The organism is Bacillus sp. BB081 (assembly GCF_008368895.1).
GTDB lineage: Bacteria > Bacillota > Bacilli > Bacillales > Bacillaceae_G > Bacillus_A > Bacillus_A wiedmannii.
Map to the genome: position 1 here is coordinate 1 of NZ_QOZX01000101.1, position 21,361 is coordinate 21,361.

The window sequence follows — 21,361 nt, forward strand, 5'->3', positions numbered from 1 at the left end:
AGTATATATTTCTGTTAAATTTATCCTATGGACAGAACAAGTTTAATTAAAGGTCATTTAGAAATGTGTGTATTATCTATTTTGTCGAAAAAGAAAAGTTATGGTTATGAGATTATGAAAGAACTTGAAGTAAACAATTTAAAATTGAAAGGAGTAGGAAGTATTTACCCCATATTAACTAAGTTGAAAAATCAAGAGTGGGTTAATACTTATCAAGTAGTAACAGACAGTGGTAAAGTTAGGATTTATTATGAAATTAATGAAAACGGAAAAATACGTCTTGAGAAGAAAATTAATGAGTGGTTAGAATTGCAATCAGATATTCAAACATTATTAAAAAGCGGTTTGAGAGGAGACCTTCTGAAATGAGGAATAGATTGATAGGTAAAGAAAAGCAATTTTTAACAGACGTACTTAAGGAATTAAAGCAATACGATATTAGTTTAGAAGAAAGGAAAAATATTAAGCGACAAATATTAGAACATATTCAAGAATGTCGTGAACATGGTGAAGATAGTATAGATGATTTAGGTACACCTCAATTATTTGTTCAAGATTATTTAGAAATAAATGAGATTGATTTACAAGTTAAAATGAAACAACTTAAAAATGAAAAGGGGAAATTAAACACATCTATCTTACGCGGCATATTCATCGCAATTATTACTTACCTCATCTCGCAAACTACATTCACAATATTTTTAACTAGATCATTTAATCCAACTAATAGTAAAAATACATTTCAGTATAATCTTTTATATCGTATTTCAGAAAATCAATGGTGGAATTCATTATTAATAATGATTAGTTTTATGTTCTCTGCAGTAGTATTTATTAGTTTAGTAAGTTATAAAAAACGAAAGCTGTCTAAAGCATAATGAAGAATACGATCTATAAAATGTCTCTAATTTATATTCTTTGTAATGTATTAATGTTATGTATTACAGATTCAAAAGTTTATGCTCAGCAAAATATTAAAATTGCATTAGATAAGTATATTGAAAAATTTATAAAGGAGCAGAACATTCCAGGAGCTTCTGTTGCAATTGTACATAATAAAGATGTATTTTTCACAAAAACGATGGGGATTACTGGGGAATCTGAAAAAAAGGTAACTAGTAAAACCCCATTTGCAATCGGCTCAATAAGTAAATCTTTATCAGCTTTAGCTGTAGTGAAATTAATAGAAGATAAAAAATTAAAATTAGAGGATCCAGTTCAACGGTATCTTCCTTGGTTTAAACTAAAATATCCTAAAATATCCTCAACTATAACAATCCAACATCTACTAACTCATACAAGCGGAATCAGTACATATGAGGGCTTAGCATTATCAGATAAGCAATCCGAAAATTCTACAGCATTACAAGAAAATGTAATGAAACTATCAAATGTAAAATTAACTGCTCCACCAGGTGAAAAATATCAATATAGTAATGCGAATTATATAATACTTGGTGCACTTATTGAGGCCGTCACAAATGAAACATATTCATCATATATGGAAAAGCATATTTTTCAGCCATTAAATATGAATGGCGCGGCAGCAAGTAAAGAAACTGCATATGAAAAAGGTTATTTAACAGGTTATCAGTCGTGGTTTGGCATACCAAGAAAAAGTGTAGTGTCCTATGATAATGCAGGGGCACCGTATGGCTATATTACTGCAAATTTAGAAGATATGCTTCAATTTATTATGTTTTTGAATCGGCCAGAGGATGCTCAATTTTTAAAGCAAGAAAACATGGATCTTTATCTGTCACCACTTTATAAAAAAAAATCAGAAAAAAGTTATGGTTTTGGATTAAGAACAACAAATATAAATGAAAGCGAAACGATGATTTGGCACTCAGGATCAACGCCTGATGCTCGTGCAGAAATATTTATTTTAAATAAAAGTGGCTGGGGTGGTGTGATTTTAACAAATAAAAATCATGTATTAGAAGAATCAGTACTATCGGTATTGAAAAATGGGATTATTAGTATTTTGAATGGAGAAGTACCGGTTGATCCCCCTAAAAACATACCATTTATACAAATTGTTATGTCTATAGTTATATTCGCGCTTTTCATTATATCAATTATGTTAATTAAAAAATATAAACATAAGAAAACTGTTAAAAGACTAACTTGGTTATTTATAGGGAATCTATTCCTACTATTATCTATTATTTTCATTCCAATTCTTACTTATAGTACAAGATCACCATGGCATACGATTAAAATCTTTGCGGCAGATGTAGCTTTACTTATAAGTATTATAGTAATTTTATTAGCTGTGAACGGATTAATATCAATCTTTATAGCCTTAAGAAGGAAAAAGGTACAGAGGTAAATAATTAAAGAAATATAATTTAAGCGTTATAAACAGTTGACTCTCACACAATGTCATTGTTTAAGATAAAGTTGAGGTTCGAAGTAGATGTAATTTATAGGAGGAAATCATGTTTAAAATAGGGGACTTTTCAAAATTATCTTCCATTAGTATACGGATGTTGAGACACTACGATAAAGTAGAATTATTGCAACCAGTAAAAGTCGATGAACAAAGTGGTTATCGATACTATTCAGCAGCCCAGTTAAAGAAAGTAAATCAAATTCAAACGTTAAAAGATATGGGATTTAATATCGCTACCATTAAAGAAATCATAGAATCCGATAATATAGATGATATTAAGGAACGATTTTTAAATCGTAGTGCTCAAATTAAAGAAGACATGGATAACCTCCAAAAACAATTACGTCTCCTCGATGACTCAATGAAAACGATGAGAGAGGATGTTGTTGAGATGAACTATCATGTTTCAATAAAAGAAATTCCAGAAAGATATGTGGCGAGTGTTAGAAAGATTATTCCATCATATAATTGTGAAGGCGATTTATGGAGTATATTGATGCGAGAAATTCATATTAAAAATATTAGTATGGCCCATCCGAGTTATAGTATCGCTGTCTTCCATGATCAAGAATACAAAGAAAATGATGTAGATGTAGAAATACAGCTAAATATCTTAGGAAAGCATGAAAATACAAAAGATGTTCATTTTCAAAAAATAGAGCCAATCAAAGTAGCTTCTATAACAGTAAGCGGAAGTTATGAACAAATGACAAACGTAAATGAAGCAGCCGCAAAATGGATTGAGACAGAGGGTTACGAATTAGCAGGCCCGATGTTTAATATTTATCATGTGAGCCCAGCGATGGAATCAGATCCTAAAAAGTGGGTTACAGAAGTTTGTTATCCAGTTAAATGATGATAAAGAAAAAAGGCATTAATTATATGCCTTTTTTCTTTATAAATATATCCATAAATATCAAGACAAGTTGCGACTGCCAAAAAACGAATATAGATTTACTTATAAAAGCAGCGAAAGAACATGTTCTATGTTTAAAAGACTGTTTTCTTATTGGTGATACAGGGAGTACGGATATGATTGCAGCCAAAAGGGTAAATATGAAAAAGATTTTGGTACGAACAGGATGGGGAAAGCTCATTAACAAAGTATAGAAATACGTGGATAGAAACGGCACCTAATTATATAGCGGAAAATTTACTTGATGCTGTGTGTTGGATTGAAGATAATTTAAAAACATAATAAAATTATAGTAAACTGGTTTGTGAGATGGTTAATTTAGGAGGGTAAATATTGATACCTATAGATAAGAATGTACGAACATCTGGTGCATATGTAATGTATAAGAATTTATTTGTTTTTCAAGTTGGACCAACGAGTAAAGGGGATACATTAGGTGTAGTAAGACTTGGAGGGCATAAAGAGGCGGATGAAACAGCAGTAGAAACTGCTAAAAGAGAAGTGAAAGAAGAAGCTTCTATCGATATTACTATATTGAATTCACCAACTACATTTTATAAAAAGAATTGGAATGCACAATCAAAGAAAATAAAATTAGAAAATGAGATCAATCCAATATTAATTATTGATAGTCCAGATAAAAGTTTATCTATTATGTATATGGCACATGCAGAAAATGAACCAACTCCATCTTCTGAAACGAACGGGCTCTTATTACTTTCAGTAAATGATATTAGGCTTATTTGTAGTAAGGAAATAACACTAAATGATTATATTAAGCAAGATGGAATAGCTGTATTGAAAGAAAAAATGAATAAAGACTTAATCTTACAACCTTATCCGCAACTTATGTTTTTAGCAGGACTTTTAAAGGAGGATCCTGTATTATTTCAGAATTTTTTAAATTATAAACAAAAGCCACCTTTATAAGGGGCTTTTGTTTTAAATAATTTAATGGTATGTGTATCCTCCATCAGGAAACAATACATTGCCTGTAGTAAAACTATTTTGCATTAAATATAGAACAGTATGTGCAATTTCATCATTATGCCCAGGCCTTTTTACAAGAGAAAGAGATTTATAAGCTTCATAAGCAGTTAGTCTATTTTCGCTTTGTTCGTGTTCCCTCCGTATCGTTCCAGGAGAAACAACATTAACTCTTATAGGAGCTAATTCAACAGCTAAAGCTTTCCCTAAACTTTCAATAGCACCATTACAAGCTCCGTAAGCAGGCGCACCTTTAAGTGGTCTTTGACTAAATGCATCGGACATTAACACGATCGATCCAGAGTTTGAAAGAAAAGGAATTGCATATTTTACGGCATAATATTGTGGCCAAAACTTTCCGCTAAAGCTGCTTTCAGCAATATCATTTGTAGCGGTTATTGGTCCAAGTGTGTAAGAAGCTCCTGGTGTGAACAAATGATTAAAATTCCCAACCTTTTTGAAAAAATCTTGTAATTGGTTTGTATCCTTATTATCGATTACATAAGTTTGAAGATGATTGTTATTTATTACTTCTTGAGCAACCATTAATTTTTCTTTCGAACGCCCTGCAATAATAACATGTGCTCCTTGTTCAATTGCTTGTTCTGCTGTTGCAAATCCAATACCAGAACTCCCACCAATGATAACGATACGGCTACCTTTTAATGTAGTTATAGACATATTTAAGCCACTCCCTTAATAAAAACTTTAAAATAAAACTGTTATGCCTTTATTATTCGCTAAAAGATAGCAAGTGAAAAGTACGCACTTTATATGTACATAGTCACAAATTTCGTACTAATCGCTATTCATGCGGATAAGTAATATGAAAAATTGCTAAATATGTTTTATGATATCTGAGGAGAGGTGAGAAAAATGGATTTACAAGAACCAAAGTTAAAAGGGGTAATAGCGACATTACAAATAATCGGTGGGAAATGGAAGCCACTCATTTTATTTATTTTGCTAACAGATGGAACGAAACGATTTGGTGAATTAAAGCGATTAATACCAGACATATCTCAAGGAACATTAGCGAAGCAACTTAGAGAATTAGAGTTAGATCGACTAATAGAACGCGAAATTTATCAAGAAATACCACCTAAAGTGGAGTATAGCTTAACTGAGCATGGAAAAACGGTAAGTGTAGTTTTGGATAGTATGTGTGGTTGGGGAAGGAAACATTTATAATATATTAATATAGGTTAACCATAAATTTATTATGTAAATTAAAAAACAGAAAGTTGCCATTTCAATAATTTATATTTTATAATATACATAATTAAATGATGTTATCGTAGATATAATCTTTTAATTGAGGTGGGATAGATGAAATTATGTATTGCTCGAAGGAAGTAGTTGTTTGAAACTGAAAGATTTGTACCGGATATAAAAAGAGAGTTACGAAAATATAAACTATGAGTCTAATTCGAGGGTTTTCAGGATTAAACATTTCATGCATAGTAACAAAGGGGAAATAATAAAATGAACGAGTTAGAGTATAAAAACTTTTATGATAAAGTAGGAAAAGTAAATGGATGGGATTTTAGTAAAATAAAATGTGAAACTGTAGGAGATACATGGGACTTTTATGGAGAAGTGAAAGAAAGATGTAAACTATCAGACACGCTACTTGATGTTGGTACAGGTGGAGGAGAGAATGTACTTCACATAGCATCATCAGCTAAATTGTTAATTGGAATTGATAATTCTAACGGTATGATTGAAACGGCACATTCCAACTTGAAAAAATCAGGTGTACAAAACGTTGAGTTTTTTCAAATGGATTCTGAAGCATTAATTTTTCCGCGTGATCATTTTGATATTGCTTCTAGTTGTCATGCACCGTTTATAGCATCTGAGTTAGCAAAAGTAATGAAAAAGGGTGCTTTTTTCTTAACACAACAAGTTTGCGAACGTGATAAATTGAATCTTAAAGAAGCATTTGGACGAGGACAATGTTTAGGTGAAAGAGATGGCATATTAAAAGAAAAGTATATGAGTGAACTTATTAGTGCAGGATTTGAACTTGTGCAAGTACGTGAATATGATATTACTGATTATTACAGTACGCCTGAAGATCTTATTTTCTTATTAAAACATACGCCTATTATTCCTAATTTTGGAGAAAAAGAAGAGGATTTTACTATTCTACAAAAATTTATTGATGCTAATAGCTCTGAAAAAGGTATTCGTACGAATTCAAAAAGGTTTATGATTATTGCTGTAAAATCTTAATATATTTTACTGTAAAAGCTGCTTTTCATTTAAGGAAAGACAGCTTTTTTATATGGAAACAATGCAGGGGAAACTTGAAAAAATAGAAATAAGTAAAGTGTTAATCAAAAAGATGAAATATGGAGGGTAATTGTTTTGAAACGTTACTGTACTCACAATGAAAGAAGCTAACATATTCATACTAAAGTTGTAGTTTTTTATTTGAAATATCCATCCTTCTGTTTGATTCTATCTATTTATAAGTGTAATACAATACGAATAGATAATAAGAAACGAGGGGGAATGTAACGTGATTACGCATATATCAGATATAAAACTACAAACAGTTTCCATAGAAGGGGTAAAACAAGTTTATAAGGATATATTATCTTTTCCAATCAAAAAAGAAACGGCATCGTTTATTCAATTTGAAGTAACGCCATACACAACAATTAGCTTTCAAGAAGTGTATGAACCAATTGCACCTACACATTTTGCTTTTGAGATTCCATATTCAAAATTTCATGAAACAGCAAGGTGGTTAAAGGATTCTGGATTACTCATTGTGAAATGGAAAGATGGTCATACAATTGATGAAGAGAGCGGCCGATTCAACTTATATTTCAGAGATGGCGATGGAAATCTTCTCGAAATTATCGCGCATAGTTATGTTAAAGAAGATGTATTAGTACCGCATTCACCATTAAACGTTTTATATGTAAGAGAAATCGGTCTTCCCGTTAAAAGTGTACCTGTATTTACGAAATGGTTGAAATTAAATCTAGATATGAAAACGATGGAGGATGGAGATATTTTTAACTTTGTTATAGGTGGAACTGCCTATGTCGTCGCAACTTGGTGGCAGCGACCATGGATTCCAATTGCGATGAAAGCTTTACCACCGAAAGTACACGTTTCTTTCGGAACACCAGATCAAGCATTTTTACAACGAATCCAAAATAAATTCAAGAAAAATAGTATTCCATTTGAGTGTAAACATAATGAAGTATCGTTCATTCAACAGGGTTATTCACTGACTATCTTGCATACACCAGAGTTCCGTTCAGATATCCCGAAACAAATAAACTTACCACTTTCTATTTAAGGATAGAAAGTAGTAAGTTTTTATATATTCATGAAGAAGGGTTTCAGTATAATTACACTGAATTTATAGAGGAGTATAAAGCGTTATCTTAAATTACTGTAAGGGGAGAAATGAATTGAATTTAGGAAATCCGATAGCAAAAGGCAATACAGCTGAAATTTATCTATGTGATAATAAAGTTGTAAAATTGTTTGAACAATACCTCCCTAATACAGAATCTCTATATGAAGCACAAAAACAAAAGTATGCATATTCACGTGATTTACACGTACCTAAAGTATTTGAAGTTTCAGAGATACAAGGTAGACAAGCTATTATTATGGAATATGTAGAAGGGGAAAGTGTTGGTGAGCTTCTACTTAATAATTTGAATAAAGCAGAGCATTACATAAATATTTGTGTAAATGAACAAAAAAAGATTCATGCTATACGTGTGAACACAGATGAAATAGAATCAATGAGAGAAAGGTTAGAGCGTCAAATTAAATCTGTACATAAATTGGATGAAAAACAAAAGGAAAGTATATTGAATAAGTTACATTCAATCAAATTTGAACCTAGATTATGTCATGGGGATTTCCATCCGTTTAATCTAATTTTGAATAATAAGAACGTGAATATTATAGATTGGGTTGATGCTAGTTCAGGTGATATTCGTGCAGATGTATTTCGTACATATTTATTGTATGCGCAGTCTAATATAGAATTAGCAGAAATGTATTTGCAAATATATTGCAGTAATACCGATCTAACAAGAGATGAAATTTTTCAATGGGCTCCTATTATTATTACAGCTAGATTTGCTGAGAAAGTACCTCCGCAAAATGAAGTGTATTTGAACAGACTTTTGAATCAGCACTTTTAAACATGAACATAGGTATACTTATTTTCGATTTTCATCCTATAAAGGTTCATTATCCGTACTTGTTCCTCAGTTAATTCTTCTTTATCCCAGTACATATGCAGTAAGCTATATTCAAAAATCTCCTTTAATTTAATAAACATTGGAAACTTGTCTATCATCTCTTTAGGTAGTTCATTTTCCTCTTGATACCCGGCAAATATTGCTTTTGTAATAGAATGCTCATAGTCAACGATATTTCCATTTCCAGCAAATGAATATTCTATCGCACTATAAATAGGAACTGCTAAATCAAATATGTAAAAATGTTTTTCACAGTCTTGAAAATCAATCATTGTTAAGTTTGAATTGTTTTCAACTAAAATGTTTTCTAACCATAAATCGCCGTGAATTAAGCCGTAATTTGAAGTGGATTTTTGTAGCTCTTTTATAGAAGTTAAAACGTCAGATGCAATTTCTCTTATAGTAGTTTCTTCTTTAGGGATATACTTAAGAAAATTATATTCTTCATTTTCATACCAATCGTTTATATGTTTAACCAGATTAGTCTGTTCAAAGCTTTTAGAAATGCGATGTAATTTTCCAATTTGTTTACCAAGCTTTTTAAACATATTAGAATTCCATTCGCACCTTGGTAAATGTATACCTGGAGCAGTTTTATATAATACGGTAAAAATTTCCTTATCTAATGTTAACCTTTCTACTAAATTCCCATTTAGAGAATGTATTATAGGAGGAACTGCTAAACCATTTTGATATAAAAAGTTCGTATATGTAACTTCTTCTAACTGTTCTTCATATGTTTTGTAGTTTGTAATTCTAATGAAGTAAGTACCTTGTTGTGCGTGACATTGATACATTTCATTCGTTATAGATTTAATGTTAATAAAATTGAATGGATAGCGTTCATTTATTAATTGGAGTATTTCTTTTTCTAGCTCGTTCATTGTAACGTCCTTTCCAAACTTTATTTTTTACTAGAGAACGAAAAGATTCTTAATTTACAACATTCGTGTTTTATTTTTGATATCCTTTAAAATGAAGCGATGTAATGAATGGCCCATGTTATAAAACACAAGAAATATCAAAAGAAAGTAATGAACATCTTTTATAATGCTTAATAAGGGGGGAGTAAATGAATGAACATATACAGAAGATGATTGATTGGATTGAGAGCAATTTAAAAGAAGAATTTTCATTAAATGAATTATCGCGTTATATGGGTTATTCTCCGTATTACTGTTCTTTTAGATTTCACCAAGTAACAGGCATTAGTATTAGACGTTATATTCTTTTGAGAAGATTGTATTTATCTACGGGGGAGTTGACGAATGATAGAAAGATAATAGATATTGCATTGGATTATGATTATTCTTCGCAAGAGGCTTATAGTAGAGCTTTCAAAAATGTTTTTGGAATGAATCCAAGAGAATTCCAACTTAACAAAATGCCTGTTCAGTCATTTATTAAACTAAAAATAGAAGGGGAGTTTAAAATGAACGTTTCTAGAAAATTAGAGGTTGAGCAGTTACGAAATGCGAAAAGAGAGCTGTTTGATAAAGATGTACTAAACATATTAAATGGTCAAATGATGTATGAAGAATTTAAAAATGAAAAGCTAATGTGCGATTCTGAATATGCACCATTTAATGAGGCAATGTGTGTGAACCTGGCTACTACACAAGTTTTTAATGAAGAGTTTATTAAAACAAGAGCAGAAGGACATAACAGTTCAATAGAAAGTTATACAAAAAAGGTTATCGATCCGTTAGAAAATCTTTTTACGAAAAAGTATAAATGTGTTGTTTTATGGTTTGGTGAAGATATGTTTTGCCAAATGAACCTACTTACCATACTTTCTTACCTTGAGCAGTCTTCTTATGAAGGGAAGGTATACTTAAATAGCTTTAGAGAAGATGAATTTAAAGTAAATCAAATTGAACTTGAAATGGGAAATTATTCTTCTATATACAATGAAGTATTAGTAAACCATAAAAAAACATCCTATAAAGTACCACCTGTAATGTATCAGGCTATAGACTTATATTTAGAAATGCTAAAACAAGATAATACTGTAATGAAATTTATCTCTAAAAATAAAGGTTTATCAAATCAAGAATTATTAATAAAGTTGTTTCAACTTTTTCCAACAATCGGATATGGTGATTCTCAGTACATAGAATTAATAAATAAAATAAAGAAGAAAGCTGAACCTAAAATATAGGAACAGCTTCCTTCTTATAATTGTTTAAGTGACTCTAATTCGCCCTCTACAAATAACATTAGTTCTTTAATTGTTTCGCCAGAAAAATCAAGACGAATGCCAGCCGCTTCATATATTTCCGGTAAAGATTTAGAGCTACCTAATGATAAAGCTTTTTTATAATTTTCTATTGCTTGTTTAGGGTTTTCTTTATATTGTTTATACATTTGTAGTGCACCAAGTTGTGCGATAGCGTATTCGATGTAATAGAATGGTAATTCAAATATGTGTAGTACAGGTAACCAGCTAGTTGCAATCCAATTTTCATACCCTTCAATATTTACGACGTTCGATTGGTATGTTTTATGTAATTCTAAATACTTTTCATTTCTTTCTTTAGCGGTATGATTAGGATTTTCATACATCCAATGTTGAAATTGATCAACGATAAGCATTTGTGGTAAGTACTTAACAATATCTTTAAAGAAATCTAATTTTGCTTTTATAAATTCTTCTGTATTCTTATAAAATGTATCCCAATACTCCATCGAAAACAATTCCATTGTCATGCTAGCAAGCTCAGCTGATTCTGAAGGGATTTCTAAATGTTTTTGAAGCTCTAATTGCTTCATACACTCATTATGAATACTATGACCCATTTCATGGAGGAAAGTAGTAATATCATAATGTGTATGATTGAGATTCATAAAAATAAAAGATAATTGAGAAGCAGGTAAATATTCGCAAAATCCTCCAGGTCCTTTTCCTTTACGACTTTCTAAATCTAAGCAATTATTTTTGTGCATACGATCCAGTAATGCGGAAAACTCAGGATCTAGTTTATGTAAAATATGAGAACTTTTTTCGATTAAATCATTTGCGTTTTCGATAGGCTTTAATGCTTTTTGATTTGGTGCGGTTGCTTTTAGATCCCATGGACGAAGGCTATCTACTTGAAGTTCAGATTTTTTCTCATTAAATATCTTATCGATAAGTGGCACTACATGCTTACGAATAGATTCAGCAAGCTCATAGCAATCTTCAGGTGTATAATCAAAACGCTCATGTTTTTTAAACATATAATCACGATAATTATGTAATTGAATGTTTTTTGCCTTTTCATGACGGATTACGATTAATTCATTTAATATATTTTGTAATTTATCTTCAACAGATAAGAACTTTTCAGAAATGAGCGTTTTTGCTTTTTTTCGTATATCACGATTCGGATCTTGTAGGTAAGACTGTAGTTCAGTAATTGTTTTTTCTTCACCGTCCCATAGTGCAGTTAAACCACCTGTAATTTCGAAGTACGCGGTTACGAGTTTGTCCTCGTTTACTTCTAAATCAATGTTCTTTTCACAAAATAATGTCTGCGCATTCTTTATTTTTTTATCTAGTAAGCTATACGTTTTTGGATCAAGCTCCATTCGAAAAGGTGATTCTAAATATTTAGTATCAAATGCATTTTGATAACGTTTCATAAGAGGTCGTACAAATTGTTGATCATATTCAAAAGTATCTTTTATTTTTTTATTATCTGTATTACATTGAAAGGCGATATAGTGTGATCTTAATTGTTCTTCGATTTCCCAAATTACTTTTGATTGCTCTTTTAACCAGTTTTCAAGGTCTAGTTTTGAAGAAATCACTTCATTTAATAGAGTAGAAAGAGCCTTTTCTAATTCTAGAACGTTACTAATATCCATCGTATTTAAACGCTGCATAACATATCCCTCACTTTTTATTTATTCATGGAGATATTCTATTTATTAATTGTAATTTCCTTGTTAAGAGGAAAAAATGTGAAATAATGTTAAACTTTAAAGTGATAGAAAGGATGTATTTACTTTTGCTTTATAGAGAGCGTATGAGAATGAGGGGTCTTTTTAAGTGCTTTAATAAGGGAGTGAAATAATGTATAAGTATTTACATATTTTTAATGATATAGAAAAAATGATTCAACATGGAGATATAAAAGAAGGAAAGAAACTACCGTCTATTCGGACACTCGTTACGAAATATGAATGCAATAAGGCGACAGTTATACGAGCGCTACATGAATTAGAAAAGCGTCATATTATTTATTCCGTCCCTCAGAGTGGATACTACGTTGTTCGAAAATCAGGGAGTTTTGTAGAAAATGACGAGATAATTGATTTTGCTTCCTCAGCACCAGATCCAGATGTTTTTCCATATTTAGATTTTCAACATTGTATTAATAAAGCCATTGATACATATAAAAATGACTTATTTGTATATGGGACGCCGAAAGGTTTACCATCTTTAATTCCGGTTATTCAAAAACAACTGGCGAACTATCAAGTTTTCACTAAAGAAGAAAATATTTTTATAACGTCCGGTGTACAGCAGGCGCTAGCAATATTAACTTCTATACCATTTCCAAATGGAAATGAAACGATATTAATTGAACAGCCAACGTATCATTTATATATTGAATATCTAGAAATAAACAAAATTCCTGTTATCGGTATTAAACGCACGAATGAAGGCATTGACTTAAATGAATTGGAATGTATTTTTCAAACAGGTAAAATAAAATTCTTTTATACAATACCAAGATATCATCATCCACTTGGAACTTCTTACTCTAAATATGAGAAAGAAAAAATCGTGTTATTGGCTAAGAAATATAATGTATTTATAGTGGAAGATGATTATTTAGCGGATTTAGAAACTGATTCAAAAGCAGATCCGTTATATAGCTTGGATCATGGTAATCATGTTATATATTTGAAAAGTTATTCGAAGATTATTTTTCCGGGATTAAGAGTTGGAGTCGCAGTTATTCCACCAACCATTGCGAAATCTTTTTATAAATATAAAAAGATTTTAGATATTGATAGCCCAATGATATCTCAAGCTGCTTTAGAAATTTATATAAAGAGTGGCATGTTTGAACGTCATAAAAATAAAATTAAATCTTCCTATCACGATAGATCTAAAAAGCTAGCAGAAACATTAGAAAGAACTCATAGTGGAAACCCGCTTTTATTCACGTATAAAAAGCAAAATACAATTGGAATTCATACTTGTTTAGAATTACATAAAACGAGTATTTCAGAAATGTTTTTCCAAAGATTAAGTGAAAAACAAATAAGTATTGATACGATTGATAAAAATTATGTGAGAGGTTTTCCGAAAGAAAGACTATTAAAGTTAAACGTATCGAATGTGAAGGCAGATAGGATTGAAGTAGGAATTCATAAAGTAGTTGAGGAAATCAAACAAGTGGAACGTAAAATCTTTCAATTTAAAAAAGAAAAAAATGAAAAAGGAGGTTTGTTTTGAGACGCAAAATAATTCTCTTGTTTGTGTGTATCGCTATAATAATTGAAGCTATTGTTGTTACTAAATATTATAATAAAGATGATAATTAAAATCCTTAAAAGATACATGGCTAGATTTATCAGAAGATAATCCCTACAGCCAATTCTTAATTACGTTTATGGCGGGTGTAAACCTATTAGAACGTGATCTTATCCGTATACGGCAGCGTGAAGGGATTGAACTGGCTAAGAAAGAAGGAAAGTTTAAAGGTCGGTTAAAGAAGTACCATAAAAATCATGCAGGAATGAATTATGCAGTAAAGCTTTATAAAGAGGAAGATATGACTGTAAATCAAATTTGTGAAATTACAAATGTGTCTAGGGCCTCATTATATAGAAAGCTATCAGAAAGGAACAGTTGATGAGTTATACCAAAAGTCAGAAATATATAATAGAAAATAAATTCCATATAGAGGTGGAATTATATGCCTAAAATTGACAATATGTTAGCGATTCTATGGATGCTTCGCTCAGGTAAAAAAATTACTGCAAAACAAATTTCAGAAAAGTTAGAGATGAATATACGGACTGTGTATCGTTATATTGATACAATTTCAACAAGTGGCGTACCTATAATTTCAGAACCAGGACATAACGGTGGATACACTTTATTGAACAATTTTATTGAGGCTCCTCTTTTTTTTGATTTTGAGGAGCAAACTTCACTATTTCACGCTGCTGTTTTTGCAGAAGAAGCCGGATATTATGGAGGTGAAGCATTAAATAGGGCCATTTCAAAACTAAGTAAATACTCAAATCAAGAGCAGGAAGCAAAGATAAACCAACATTTAAGTAGTCTAGAAGTAATAAGTCGATTTAGTTCACTCTCTATGGAACATTTTTTGAAGGAATTGGAGCAGGCCGTAACTGACGGGTACTCAGTAAAAATTCTTTACTATAAAAGTGGCAAAAAGCAATTAAATTATAGATTGGTCGATCCGTACAGAATTATCTATTGGAATAATAAGTGGTATGTGATTGGATTTTGTCATCTTAGGAATGATATCCGTAGTTTTAGAGTAGATCGAATTGAAAGTTTAATGCTAACAGAAAATAAGTTTAACCGGCCAGAAAAATTTTCAGCACGTGACTTTTTTATAAAAAATCTTCTTCCAACTATAGAAGATAAGGAAGGGATTATTTCTTTGGTTATTAGTGGGGATAAAAGTGTATTGGCTGATATTTGCCAACATTGGTTTTTAGGACATTATTTACAAGAACGGACTTCAAATCAAGCAGTTTTTCTTCTTGAAAAAGATATTATACATACATATGTACCTTATTTACTTTTACCGTACAATAAATCTATTAAAGTTATTGAGCCAATAAGTCTTAAGAAAAGACTTATTGAAGTTCTGTCGGAATTAATAAAATTTCATCAAGTATGATAACTTCCCTGACGTTAACTGTCAGGGAAGTTATATTATAATAGCCATATCAATTGTGATTGGAGTGTTATTGGATGCAAACAAAAAAAGTTTTTCTATATGTATTTAATACAATGTCGGACTGGGAATATGGATATTTAATTGCTGAACTAAACTCAGGAAGATATTTCAAAAAAGGTTTAGTACCTTTAAAAGTAATTACAGTAGGAGTTAATAAAGAAATGATTACTACTATGGGAGGACTGAGCATAAAACCAAATATTTCCCTTGATGAATGTACTCTTGAGAGTAAAGATCTTTTAATTTTACCAGGTGGGACTACTTGGAGTGAAGAAATTCATCAACCTATTTTGGAAAGAATTGGCCAAGCTTTAAAGCTTGGCACTATTGTTGCTGCAATTTGTGGGGCAACTGAGGCCCTTGCGAATAGGGGATACTTAGATACTAGAAAGCATACAAGTAATAATTTAGAATACACTAAAATGGTATGTCCTAACTATAAAGGGGAAAAGTTCTATGAGTTGGGATCTGCGGTATCTGATGCGAATTTAGTTACTGCATCAGGAATAGCTCCTCTGGAATTTGCGATGGAAGTACTGAAAAAATTAGATGTATTTGCACCAGATACATTACATGCATGGTATAACCTAAATAAGACTCATAAACCTGAATACTTCTTCCAGTTAATGAATTCATTAAATAGCTGAGCTGAAAAATGAACTTAGCAGATTTATATTTGTTTAAATAAAAACCATGCTCTAGACAATGTCAAAGCATGGTTTTTAAATATAGCTTAAAAATGCTTACGGAGTAATGAAAAAGCCCAATTTCTCTTTTAATTAACGGTGAAGTTCGGCTTTTTAGTATTGAAAATTCCTAAACGTTGTAAATCCGTATTTTCCTGACGTTACCCCATCGCCATCAAGCTAAGGTTTTGAAGTACCCCCTAAACGAAAATTTTATTTTTCTACAGGTAGTTACTTTGAGGAGTCAGCTTATTTTTTTCGTTTTGGGGAATTTATTTTTCTTAAGTTGATAGGCAAGGGGCGGTGCGCCATTTTGAAATGAAAAATAATGATTGAAAATAAAGTCATATAGACAACATTCACCCTGGTGTTTCCATTTTTATTGAAATATACTAAAATATTACAGGGGAGGGTGTTATGAAAAAAGTAGTTGTGTTTTTTCTTATTGTAGCGTCTATATTGTCAGGTTTTATTGCATTTCAACAAACGGATCATAAAGAATTTGAAAAAATGGAAAAGGTAGAACAGAGGATAGGTAAAGAGTTTGTTATCCCAGATGTACTGGATTTTGCGAATCCTAGTGAAATTTATCCTATATTACTCGAGGCAGCAAAGGAGTCACATACAAATATTTTTCGTACAAATGTTGCGTATCATGAAGATGAACATGCAGAAATTTTGAAGTATGTGTTACTAACAACTGAAACGATATATTTTAAACAGTTTCAGTTAAGTGGGGGGGATGTGTTAAAGCCAAAAGACACATTTCAAGGTAATGCTTTTTTATCGACAGTACATACGAAAGATACAAAACAAAAGGGAGTAATAAAAGATTTTGGAGATAATCATGTGATTACAATTAAACCGCTTCAAACGTCGTACGAACATTTACCTATGGCAGGAAGGTATGTTGTAGAAGGAGTAGATGATAAATCATACGATGCATTTTTAAAGCTTTTCTCTAAAAAGTTAAATCAGCATTTTAAGCCGAAACAGTATATTGTTGCTGACGATTTTAAACGGAATCTTAGTAATAACGAAGAAGCTCTCGATTCATCAATTAATTCTTTATCCTATATTCAGTATATGGTGTTTATCGTGCTCCTATGTTTTCTCATTTATTATGTATTTAACGAAGCGAAAAGGATTGGCGTTATAAAAATGCACGGCGTATCGAATTTGCGTTTATGGTTTATCGTTATAGGTAGAACTATTGCTAGTATGTTTGTTTTATCGATAGGTATTTCCGTACTTGCAACTGCTTTCGTAAAAAATGTAACTTCAGGGTTTATCTACACCATTATGTTCGATCAATGTAAAACGTATCTCATTATTACAATATTATCTCTCGTTTCATATTTTTATATTTCTAAAATTAAAGTCAATCAAATGATTAAAAATAGAAAAGATACAAAAGGTATATTTGTATTCAATACGCTGTTGAAAGTTACTTGTTCTATTATATTTGTTTTATTAGGGACGTCTATTTTAGAACAATATATTACAGTGAAAGAAAAACAAGTGAATTTAAAAAACTGGGAGAAAAACAAAGATTATGGTGTCTTTTATCCGCTTTCTGTAGGGAATGATGAAGAACAACAAGGGATGCATAAAACGGCGTCAAGTATAAATGGTGATTTGTATCCTATTTTGAATAAAATGGGAGCGGTATTGATTGATTCCAAGGAGTATGAAGAAATAGAATTGTCTAGAAATAAAGATTATAAAGGAATTTGGTCAGTTACCGTAAATAATAATTACCTTCGCGAATTTCCGATATATGACATACATAATCAGCGCGTGCAAGTTTCAGAAGATACGGAAAACTGGATTTTATTAGTACCTGAAAAATATCAGAACAGGGAAAAAGAAATTCTTCGTTTTTTTGAAGAACGGAGAAAGCCAGCAATAGAATATGAAGAAAAAAGAATGCACAGAGAAGTCCCGAATCATTTACGTAATCGGAAAATAGACATTATTTGGATAAAGAATAATCAGGAAATCTTTAGTTTCAATCCAGATGTATATAAATCTGACAATAACAAAATTAGAGATGAAATTATTGAAGTAATGACAGAGAAGAATAGTTTTGTTGGAGAAAGAGATCTTATATTAGGCGGAGGGGCGAATGATCCTTTAAAAATTAAGTTGATAAAGCGAGATGCAGGATTAACGTATAAGACACTAGAGCCAGAACTTAAAAGATTAGGATTAGATGATAATTTAAGATATCTTGTAACAGTTGACCAATATATTTCAAAAGATATATACAATCTGCAAAAAACAATGAAAATACTATTGACGGTTACTAGTGGACTAATTGTCGGCATATTATTTTTGGTAACACAGAATATTATTGTGTATTTCAATAAAAATCAGCAGAAAATAGTGGTACATCGCTTATTTGGCGTAGATTTTTTTAGAACATATAAGGGATACATGTTGCAATTTGTATTAATGTGGATTGTACAACTATCAATTTGCTTCATCGTAAAGAAAGAGTTTGATTTGAAATTACTTACAGTGGTGGCAATGCTTATTTTAATTGAATTTACCGCCTCAATTATTGCATTAATCACGATGGAACGAAGAAATAAAAAAACGGTGATAAAGGGAGGTTAATATAAACGCATGCAATATATATGTGAACTAATAGATGTTTGTAAAAGTTATGGAAATCATGCAGTTTTAGATGAGTTCAATTTAAAAATTTATGAAGGGGAAATGGTTGCGATTACTGGAAAAAGCGGATCTGGTAAAACAACGATTCTAAATATTATAGGAATGCTAGAGAACCCAGATAGCGGAGTCGCTAAATTATTTGGTGCAGAGAGTCCTAATATGGGTTCTAGTAAAGCAAATAAGCTTCTAAGGACAAGAATGTCGTATCTCTTTCAAAATTATGCACTCATCGACAATGATACTGTAAATAAAAATTTAGAAATTCCCTTGATTTATGCAAAAAAAACAAAGATGGAAAAGAAAGAATTGAAAGCAGCCGCCTTAGAAAAAGTTGGGCTGAGCGTATCATTACAGCAAAAAATACACGAGCTTTCAGGTGGTGAGCAACAAAGGGTTGCCATAGCAAGGATACTTCTAAAACCTTGCGAGTTAATATTGGCCGATGAACCAACAGGCTCTTTAGATGATAACAATAGAAATGAAATCATACAAATTTTAAAAAATCTAAATAAAGAGGGAAAGACAATTGTTATTGTCACGCATGATCCATATGTAGCACAAGTATGCGATAGAGTCATAGAATTATAATTTTTGCGGGAATGAGATTATAAAGGGGGAGGAAAATATACATATCGAACAATTCAAGCAACACATTGAAGAACTATTTGGAGAACATTTACTATTAAACAAATTCCAGCATAAACTAATGTGAATTTTGTCACGCTAAGGAAACCTAACAACAGAAACAAGTATAAATTTTTCTCTAACTATTTGATTATAGCGAATATGACTTCGGTATAGTTGATAGATGAAAATTTATTAAGTTTATCTATATTAATTTACCAAACTTTATATCACCGTTACAAAAATACGCTATTCTTTCTGTAGAATCATAGGAAAGGATGGCGTTTTTTTTCATTTTAGGGGAGGATTTGTTGAAGTAGCCTGATAGTAATTGGTGGTACCCCTTATAGGATAATAGAAGTTTGCATTTTCAATTTTTTCACACTCTATTAACAAGGCAGTTATAGCATCCTGGTTTAGCGTTAAGAATGTGAATATATTCTACTTCTTTATTATCAAAAATTTCATCTATATTTTCTCTTAAATTTACACCTTCTGTAACCCTTGCTTCTACAATCATTGAGTCAGCATTGTAGCCGCGTATAGATAGATACCTATGATGTAACATAAGCGGAATTTCATTTACATCTAGCTTAGCGGTAGTTGCTCCCTTTCGTATAAATATAGGACCACTTGCTTTATAAGGCGAATTAACACTATGATATTGGTAATTCAGTAAGATTACCTCTTCTCCTACCTCTGCATCCTTCAAACTTATCCTGCAAGGATATCCAGGATTTTTATTTGCTATTATTTTGACTGCCCCGATACTTTTTAATGCTTCTTCATTCATTAGAAATAGGTTATTAAACTCCTTCTCTTGTAACGCAACGATTTGAAAGCTATTTCTCATATTCTATCCCTCCTTAATTAGTTGTTATAAAGTATTTCACTAATGATGCTACCACTAAAGTTCATAAAACTTGTTCAATAATCCTGCCCGTTTATTGAAGAATGAATTTTCATAATCTTCATAGTAAGTTTAACATAAAATTCCATAGGAACCTCTAAAAAACTCATCCTTTTTAAAAGAGGATGAGTGCCCAGTTTATTAATATCGTTTAAAGTAAATCATTTATCGGTTAAACCTAGTTTCAGAGCTGGCGTTGACCTTGTTTTTTTAGATACTTTAGTAGCCAAACAGAAGTTGTAGTACGTTCTAAAAATATATATTTTTTGTTTTGGGGTAGTTTTATTTTCTTAGCTTGATTTCGATGAGCGGTACCCCATAAAGGCCCCTGATACATAATTGATGTTCTGCCATTTGTCGAAAACAATCCACTTATACCATTTTAACAAGAAGAAATATCTCGTCCATGTTGTAATATTGGCTTACGTTAAGCTTGTGAAAAAAACATATTCATGTATAATACAATTGATGTATGATACATTAGTTGTAGGAGGGTGACCTATTTGAAAAGAGAAGATGCCTTAAAACTAAGAACAGATATTAAGAAAATGATTATAATAACTGGGGTTTTTGAATCTCAAAATTTGCCCAATGGACCATTTGAAAAACCTTTACCAACTTCTCAAATGATGGCGTTAGAGGAACTAGAGGTGGAAAAATTAACTGTTTGGCAACTATCCAATAAACTTAGATTAGAGACTTCAACTGTAAGTAGATTGGTAGATAAGTTAGTAAAAAAGGGGCTTATTTATCGTGAAGTAAATGAAAAAAATAGAAGAGAACTTTTTCTGCACCTCACAGAAAAAGGTCACATAACTGTTAATTGCTTAAGAGAGCAATCCATTACATTTTATCAAAGTATTCTCAATAATTTATCAGAATCAGAACAAAAAATAGTTGTGGATGGTTTTGAATTATTTATTGATTCTATTTCTAAGCCTTTTGATTAGAGTGAGGTAAATCATAACATTTG

At 31.1% G+C, this 21,361-nt stretch carries 21 protein-coding genes and 1 pseudogene; 18 read left to right on the forward strand and 4 right to left on the reverse strand.

The window, feature by feature from the left end:
- Positions 1–63 precede the first annotated feature (63 nt).
- The 6 genes from DN394_RS27200 (at position 64) to DN394_RS27225 (ending at position 4,244) form a co-directional block, all read left to right on the forward strand.
- Positions 64–369: a PadR family transcriptional regulator gene (locus DN394_RS27200; RefSeq protein ID WP_306472617.1), complete on the forward strand. Its 306-nt coding sequence runs from the start codon at positions 64–66 to the stop codon at positions 367–369.
- Positions 366–878: a DUF1700 domain-containing protein gene (locus tag DN394_RS27205; protein ID WP_098150277.1), complete on the forward strand. Its 513-nt coding sequence runs from the start codon at positions 366–368 to the stop codon at positions 876–878. The genes DN394_RS27200 and DN394_RS27205 overlap by 4 nt, the downstream gene beginning before the upstream one ends.
- Positions 878–2,335 carry a serine hydrolase domain-containing protein gene (locus DN394_RS27210; RefSeq protein ID WP_098150278.1) on the forward strand — a complete coding sequence of 486 codons (1,458 nt, stop codon included), beginning with the start codon at positions 878–880 and terminating at the stop codon, positions 2,333–2,335. Before DN394_RS27205 ends, DN394_RS27210 begins: the two co-directional genes overlap by 1 nt.
- A 109-nt stretch (positions 2,336–2,444) precedes the next feature.
- Positions 2,445–3,254, forward strand: a complete 810-nt coding sequence (locus tag DN394_RS27215; RefSeq protein ID WP_098150279.1) for a MerR family transcriptional regulator — start codon at positions 2,445–2,447, stop codon at positions 3,252–3,254.
- Positions 3,255–3,280: 26 nt separating this feature from the next.
- Positions 3,281–3,508, forward strand: coding sequence for an HAD hydrolase-like protein (locus DN394_RS27220; RefSeq protein ID WP_252197163.1), 228 nt, complete (start codon positions 3,281–3,283; stop codon positions 3,506–3,508).
- 139 nt (positions 3,509–3,647) lie between these two features.
- Entirely contained in the window at positions 3,648–4,244 is a 597-nt protein-coding gene (locus DN394_RS27225; RefSeq protein WP_098150280.1) for an NUDIX hydrolase, read from the forward strand.
- 21 nt (positions 4,245–4,265) lie between these two features.
- Here DN394_RS27225 and DN394_RS27230 read toward each other — a convergent pair whose 3' ends face one another.
- Positions 4,266–4,982 (reverse strand): SDR family oxidoreductase, encoded by a 717-nt coding sequence (locus DN394_RS27230; RefSeq protein WP_098150281.1) that lies wholly within the window; start codon positions 4,980–4,982, stop codon positions 4,266–4,268.
- 186 nt (positions 4,983–5,168) lie between these two features.
- On the opposite strand from DN394_RS27230, the gene DN394_RS27235 reads away from it, so the two are divergent.
- From DN394_RS27235 to DN394_RS27250, 4 genes are all read left to right on the forward strand, one after another.
- Positions 5,169–5,492: a winged helix-turn-helix transcriptional regulator gene (locus DN394_RS27235; RefSeq protein ID WP_098150282.1), complete on the forward strand. Its 324-nt coding sequence runs from the start codon at positions 5,169–5,171 to the stop codon at positions 5,490–5,492.
- Between the two features lie 294 nt (positions 5,493–5,786).
- Positions 5,787–6,539 (forward strand): class I SAM-dependent methyltransferase, encoded by a 753-nt coding sequence (locus DN394_RS27240; RefSeq protein WP_001003842.1) that lies wholly within the window; start codon positions 5,787–5,789, stop codon positions 6,537–6,539.
- A 289-nt stretch (positions 6,540–6,828) separates the two neighbouring features.
- Positions 6,829–7,623: a VOC family protein gene (locus DN394_RS27245; RefSeq protein ID WP_098150283.1), complete on the forward strand. Its 795-nt coding sequence runs from the start codon at positions 6,829–6,831 to the stop codon at positions 7,621–7,623.
- Positions 7,624–7,738: 115 nt separating this feature from the next.
- The gene (locus DN394_RS27250) at positions 7,739–8,488 is read left to right on the forward strand and encodes an aminoglycoside phosphotransferase family protein (protein WP_098150284.1); all 750 of its coding nucleotides are present in this window, start codon (positions 7,739–7,741) and stop codon (positions 8,486–8,488) included.
- Here the strand turns inward: DN394_RS27250 and DN394_RS27255 are convergent.
- On the reverse strand, positions 8,485–9,432 hold the full coding sequence (locus DN394_RS27255; RefSeq protein WP_098150285.1) for a phosphotransferase enzyme family protein: 948 nt from the start codon (positions 9,430–9,432) through the stop codon (positions 8,485–8,487). The two genes, DN394_RS27250 and DN394_RS27255, sit on opposite strands and share 4 nt — an antisense overlap.
- Positions 9,433–9,620: 188 nt before the next feature.
- On the opposite strand from DN394_RS27255, the gene DN394_RS27260 reads away from it, so the two are divergent.
- Positions 9,621–10,709 carry a helix-turn-helix domain-containing protein gene (locus tag DN394_RS27260; RefSeq protein WP_098150286.1) on the forward strand — a complete coding sequence of 363 codons (1,089 nt, stop codon included), beginning with the start codon at positions 9,621–9,623 and terminating at the stop codon, positions 10,707–10,709.
- A gap of 14 nt (positions 10,710–10,723) precedes the next feature.
- Here DN394_RS27260 and DN394_RS27265 read toward each other — a convergent pair whose 3' ends face one another.
- Positions 10,724–12,415, reverse strand: coding sequence for a M3 family oligoendopeptidase (locus DN394_RS27265; protein WP_098150287.1), 1,692 nt, complete (start codon positions 12,413–12,415; stop codon positions 10,724–10,726).
- A gap of 190 nt (positions 12,416–12,605) precedes the next feature.
- On the opposite strand from DN394_RS27265, the gene DN394_RS27270 reads away from it, so the two are divergent.
- The 6 genes and pseudogenes from DN394_RS27270 to DN394_RS27295 all read left to right on the forward strand — a co-directional run bounded on the left by DN394_RS27270 (position 12,606) and on the right by DN394_RS27295 (position 19,442).
- On the forward strand, positions 12,606–14,000 hold the full coding sequence (locus DN394_RS27270) for an aminotransferase-like domain-containing protein (protein ID WP_098150288.1): 1,395 nt from the start codon (positions 12,606–12,608) through the stop codon (positions 13,998–14,000).
- An 85-nt stretch (positions 14,001–14,085) separates the two neighbouring features.
- Positions 14,086–14,400, forward strand: a pseudogene (locus DN394_RS27275) (helix-turn-helix domain-containing protein); the annotation flags it as partial.
- A 63-nt stretch (positions 14,401–14,463) separates the two neighbouring features.
- On the forward strand, positions 14,464–15,426 hold the full coding sequence (locus DN394_RS27280; protein WP_098150289.1) for a helix-turn-helix transcriptional regulator: 963 nt from the start codon (positions 14,464–14,466) through the stop codon (positions 15,424–15,426).
- 74 nt (positions 15,427–15,500) lie between these two features.
- Positions 15,501–16,133, forward strand: coding sequence for a type 1 glutamine amidotransferase family protein (locus DN394_RS27285; RefSeq protein WP_098150290.1), 633 nt, complete (start codon positions 15,501–15,503; stop codon positions 16,131–16,133).
- A gap of 456 nt (positions 16,134–16,589) precedes the next feature.
- Complete coding sequence (locus DN394_RS27290) at positions 16,590–18,794, forward strand: bacteriocin-associated integral membrane family protein (protein ID WP_149294426.1); 2,205 nt, start codon at positions 16,590–16,592, stop codon at positions 18,792–18,794.
- A gap of 9 nt (positions 18,795–18,803) precedes the next feature.
- The gene (locus tag DN394_RS27295; RefSeq protein ID WP_046959492.1) at positions 18,804–19,442 is read left to right on the forward strand and encodes an ABC transporter ATP-binding protein; all 639 of its coding nucleotides are present in this window, start codon (positions 18,804–18,806) and stop codon (positions 19,440–19,442) included.
- Positions 19,443–19,857: 415 nt separating this feature from the next.
- Here DN394_RS27295 and DN394_RS27300 read toward each other — a convergent pair whose 3' ends face one another.
- Positions 19,858–20,331, reverse strand: a complete 474-nt coding sequence (locus DN394_RS27300; RefSeq protein ID WP_061530420.1) for a DUF1203 domain-containing protein — start codon at positions 20,329–20,331, stop codon at positions 19,858–19,860.
- A gap of 560 nt (positions 20,332–20,891) precedes the next feature.
- On the opposite strand from DN394_RS27300, the gene DN394_RS27305 reads away from it, so the two are divergent.
- Entirely contained in the window at positions 20,892–21,338 is a 447-nt protein-coding gene (locus DN394_RS27305; protein ID WP_000817662.1) for a MarR family winged helix-turn-helix transcriptional regulator, read from the forward strand.
- Positions 21,339–21,361: the final 23 nt, after the last annotated feature.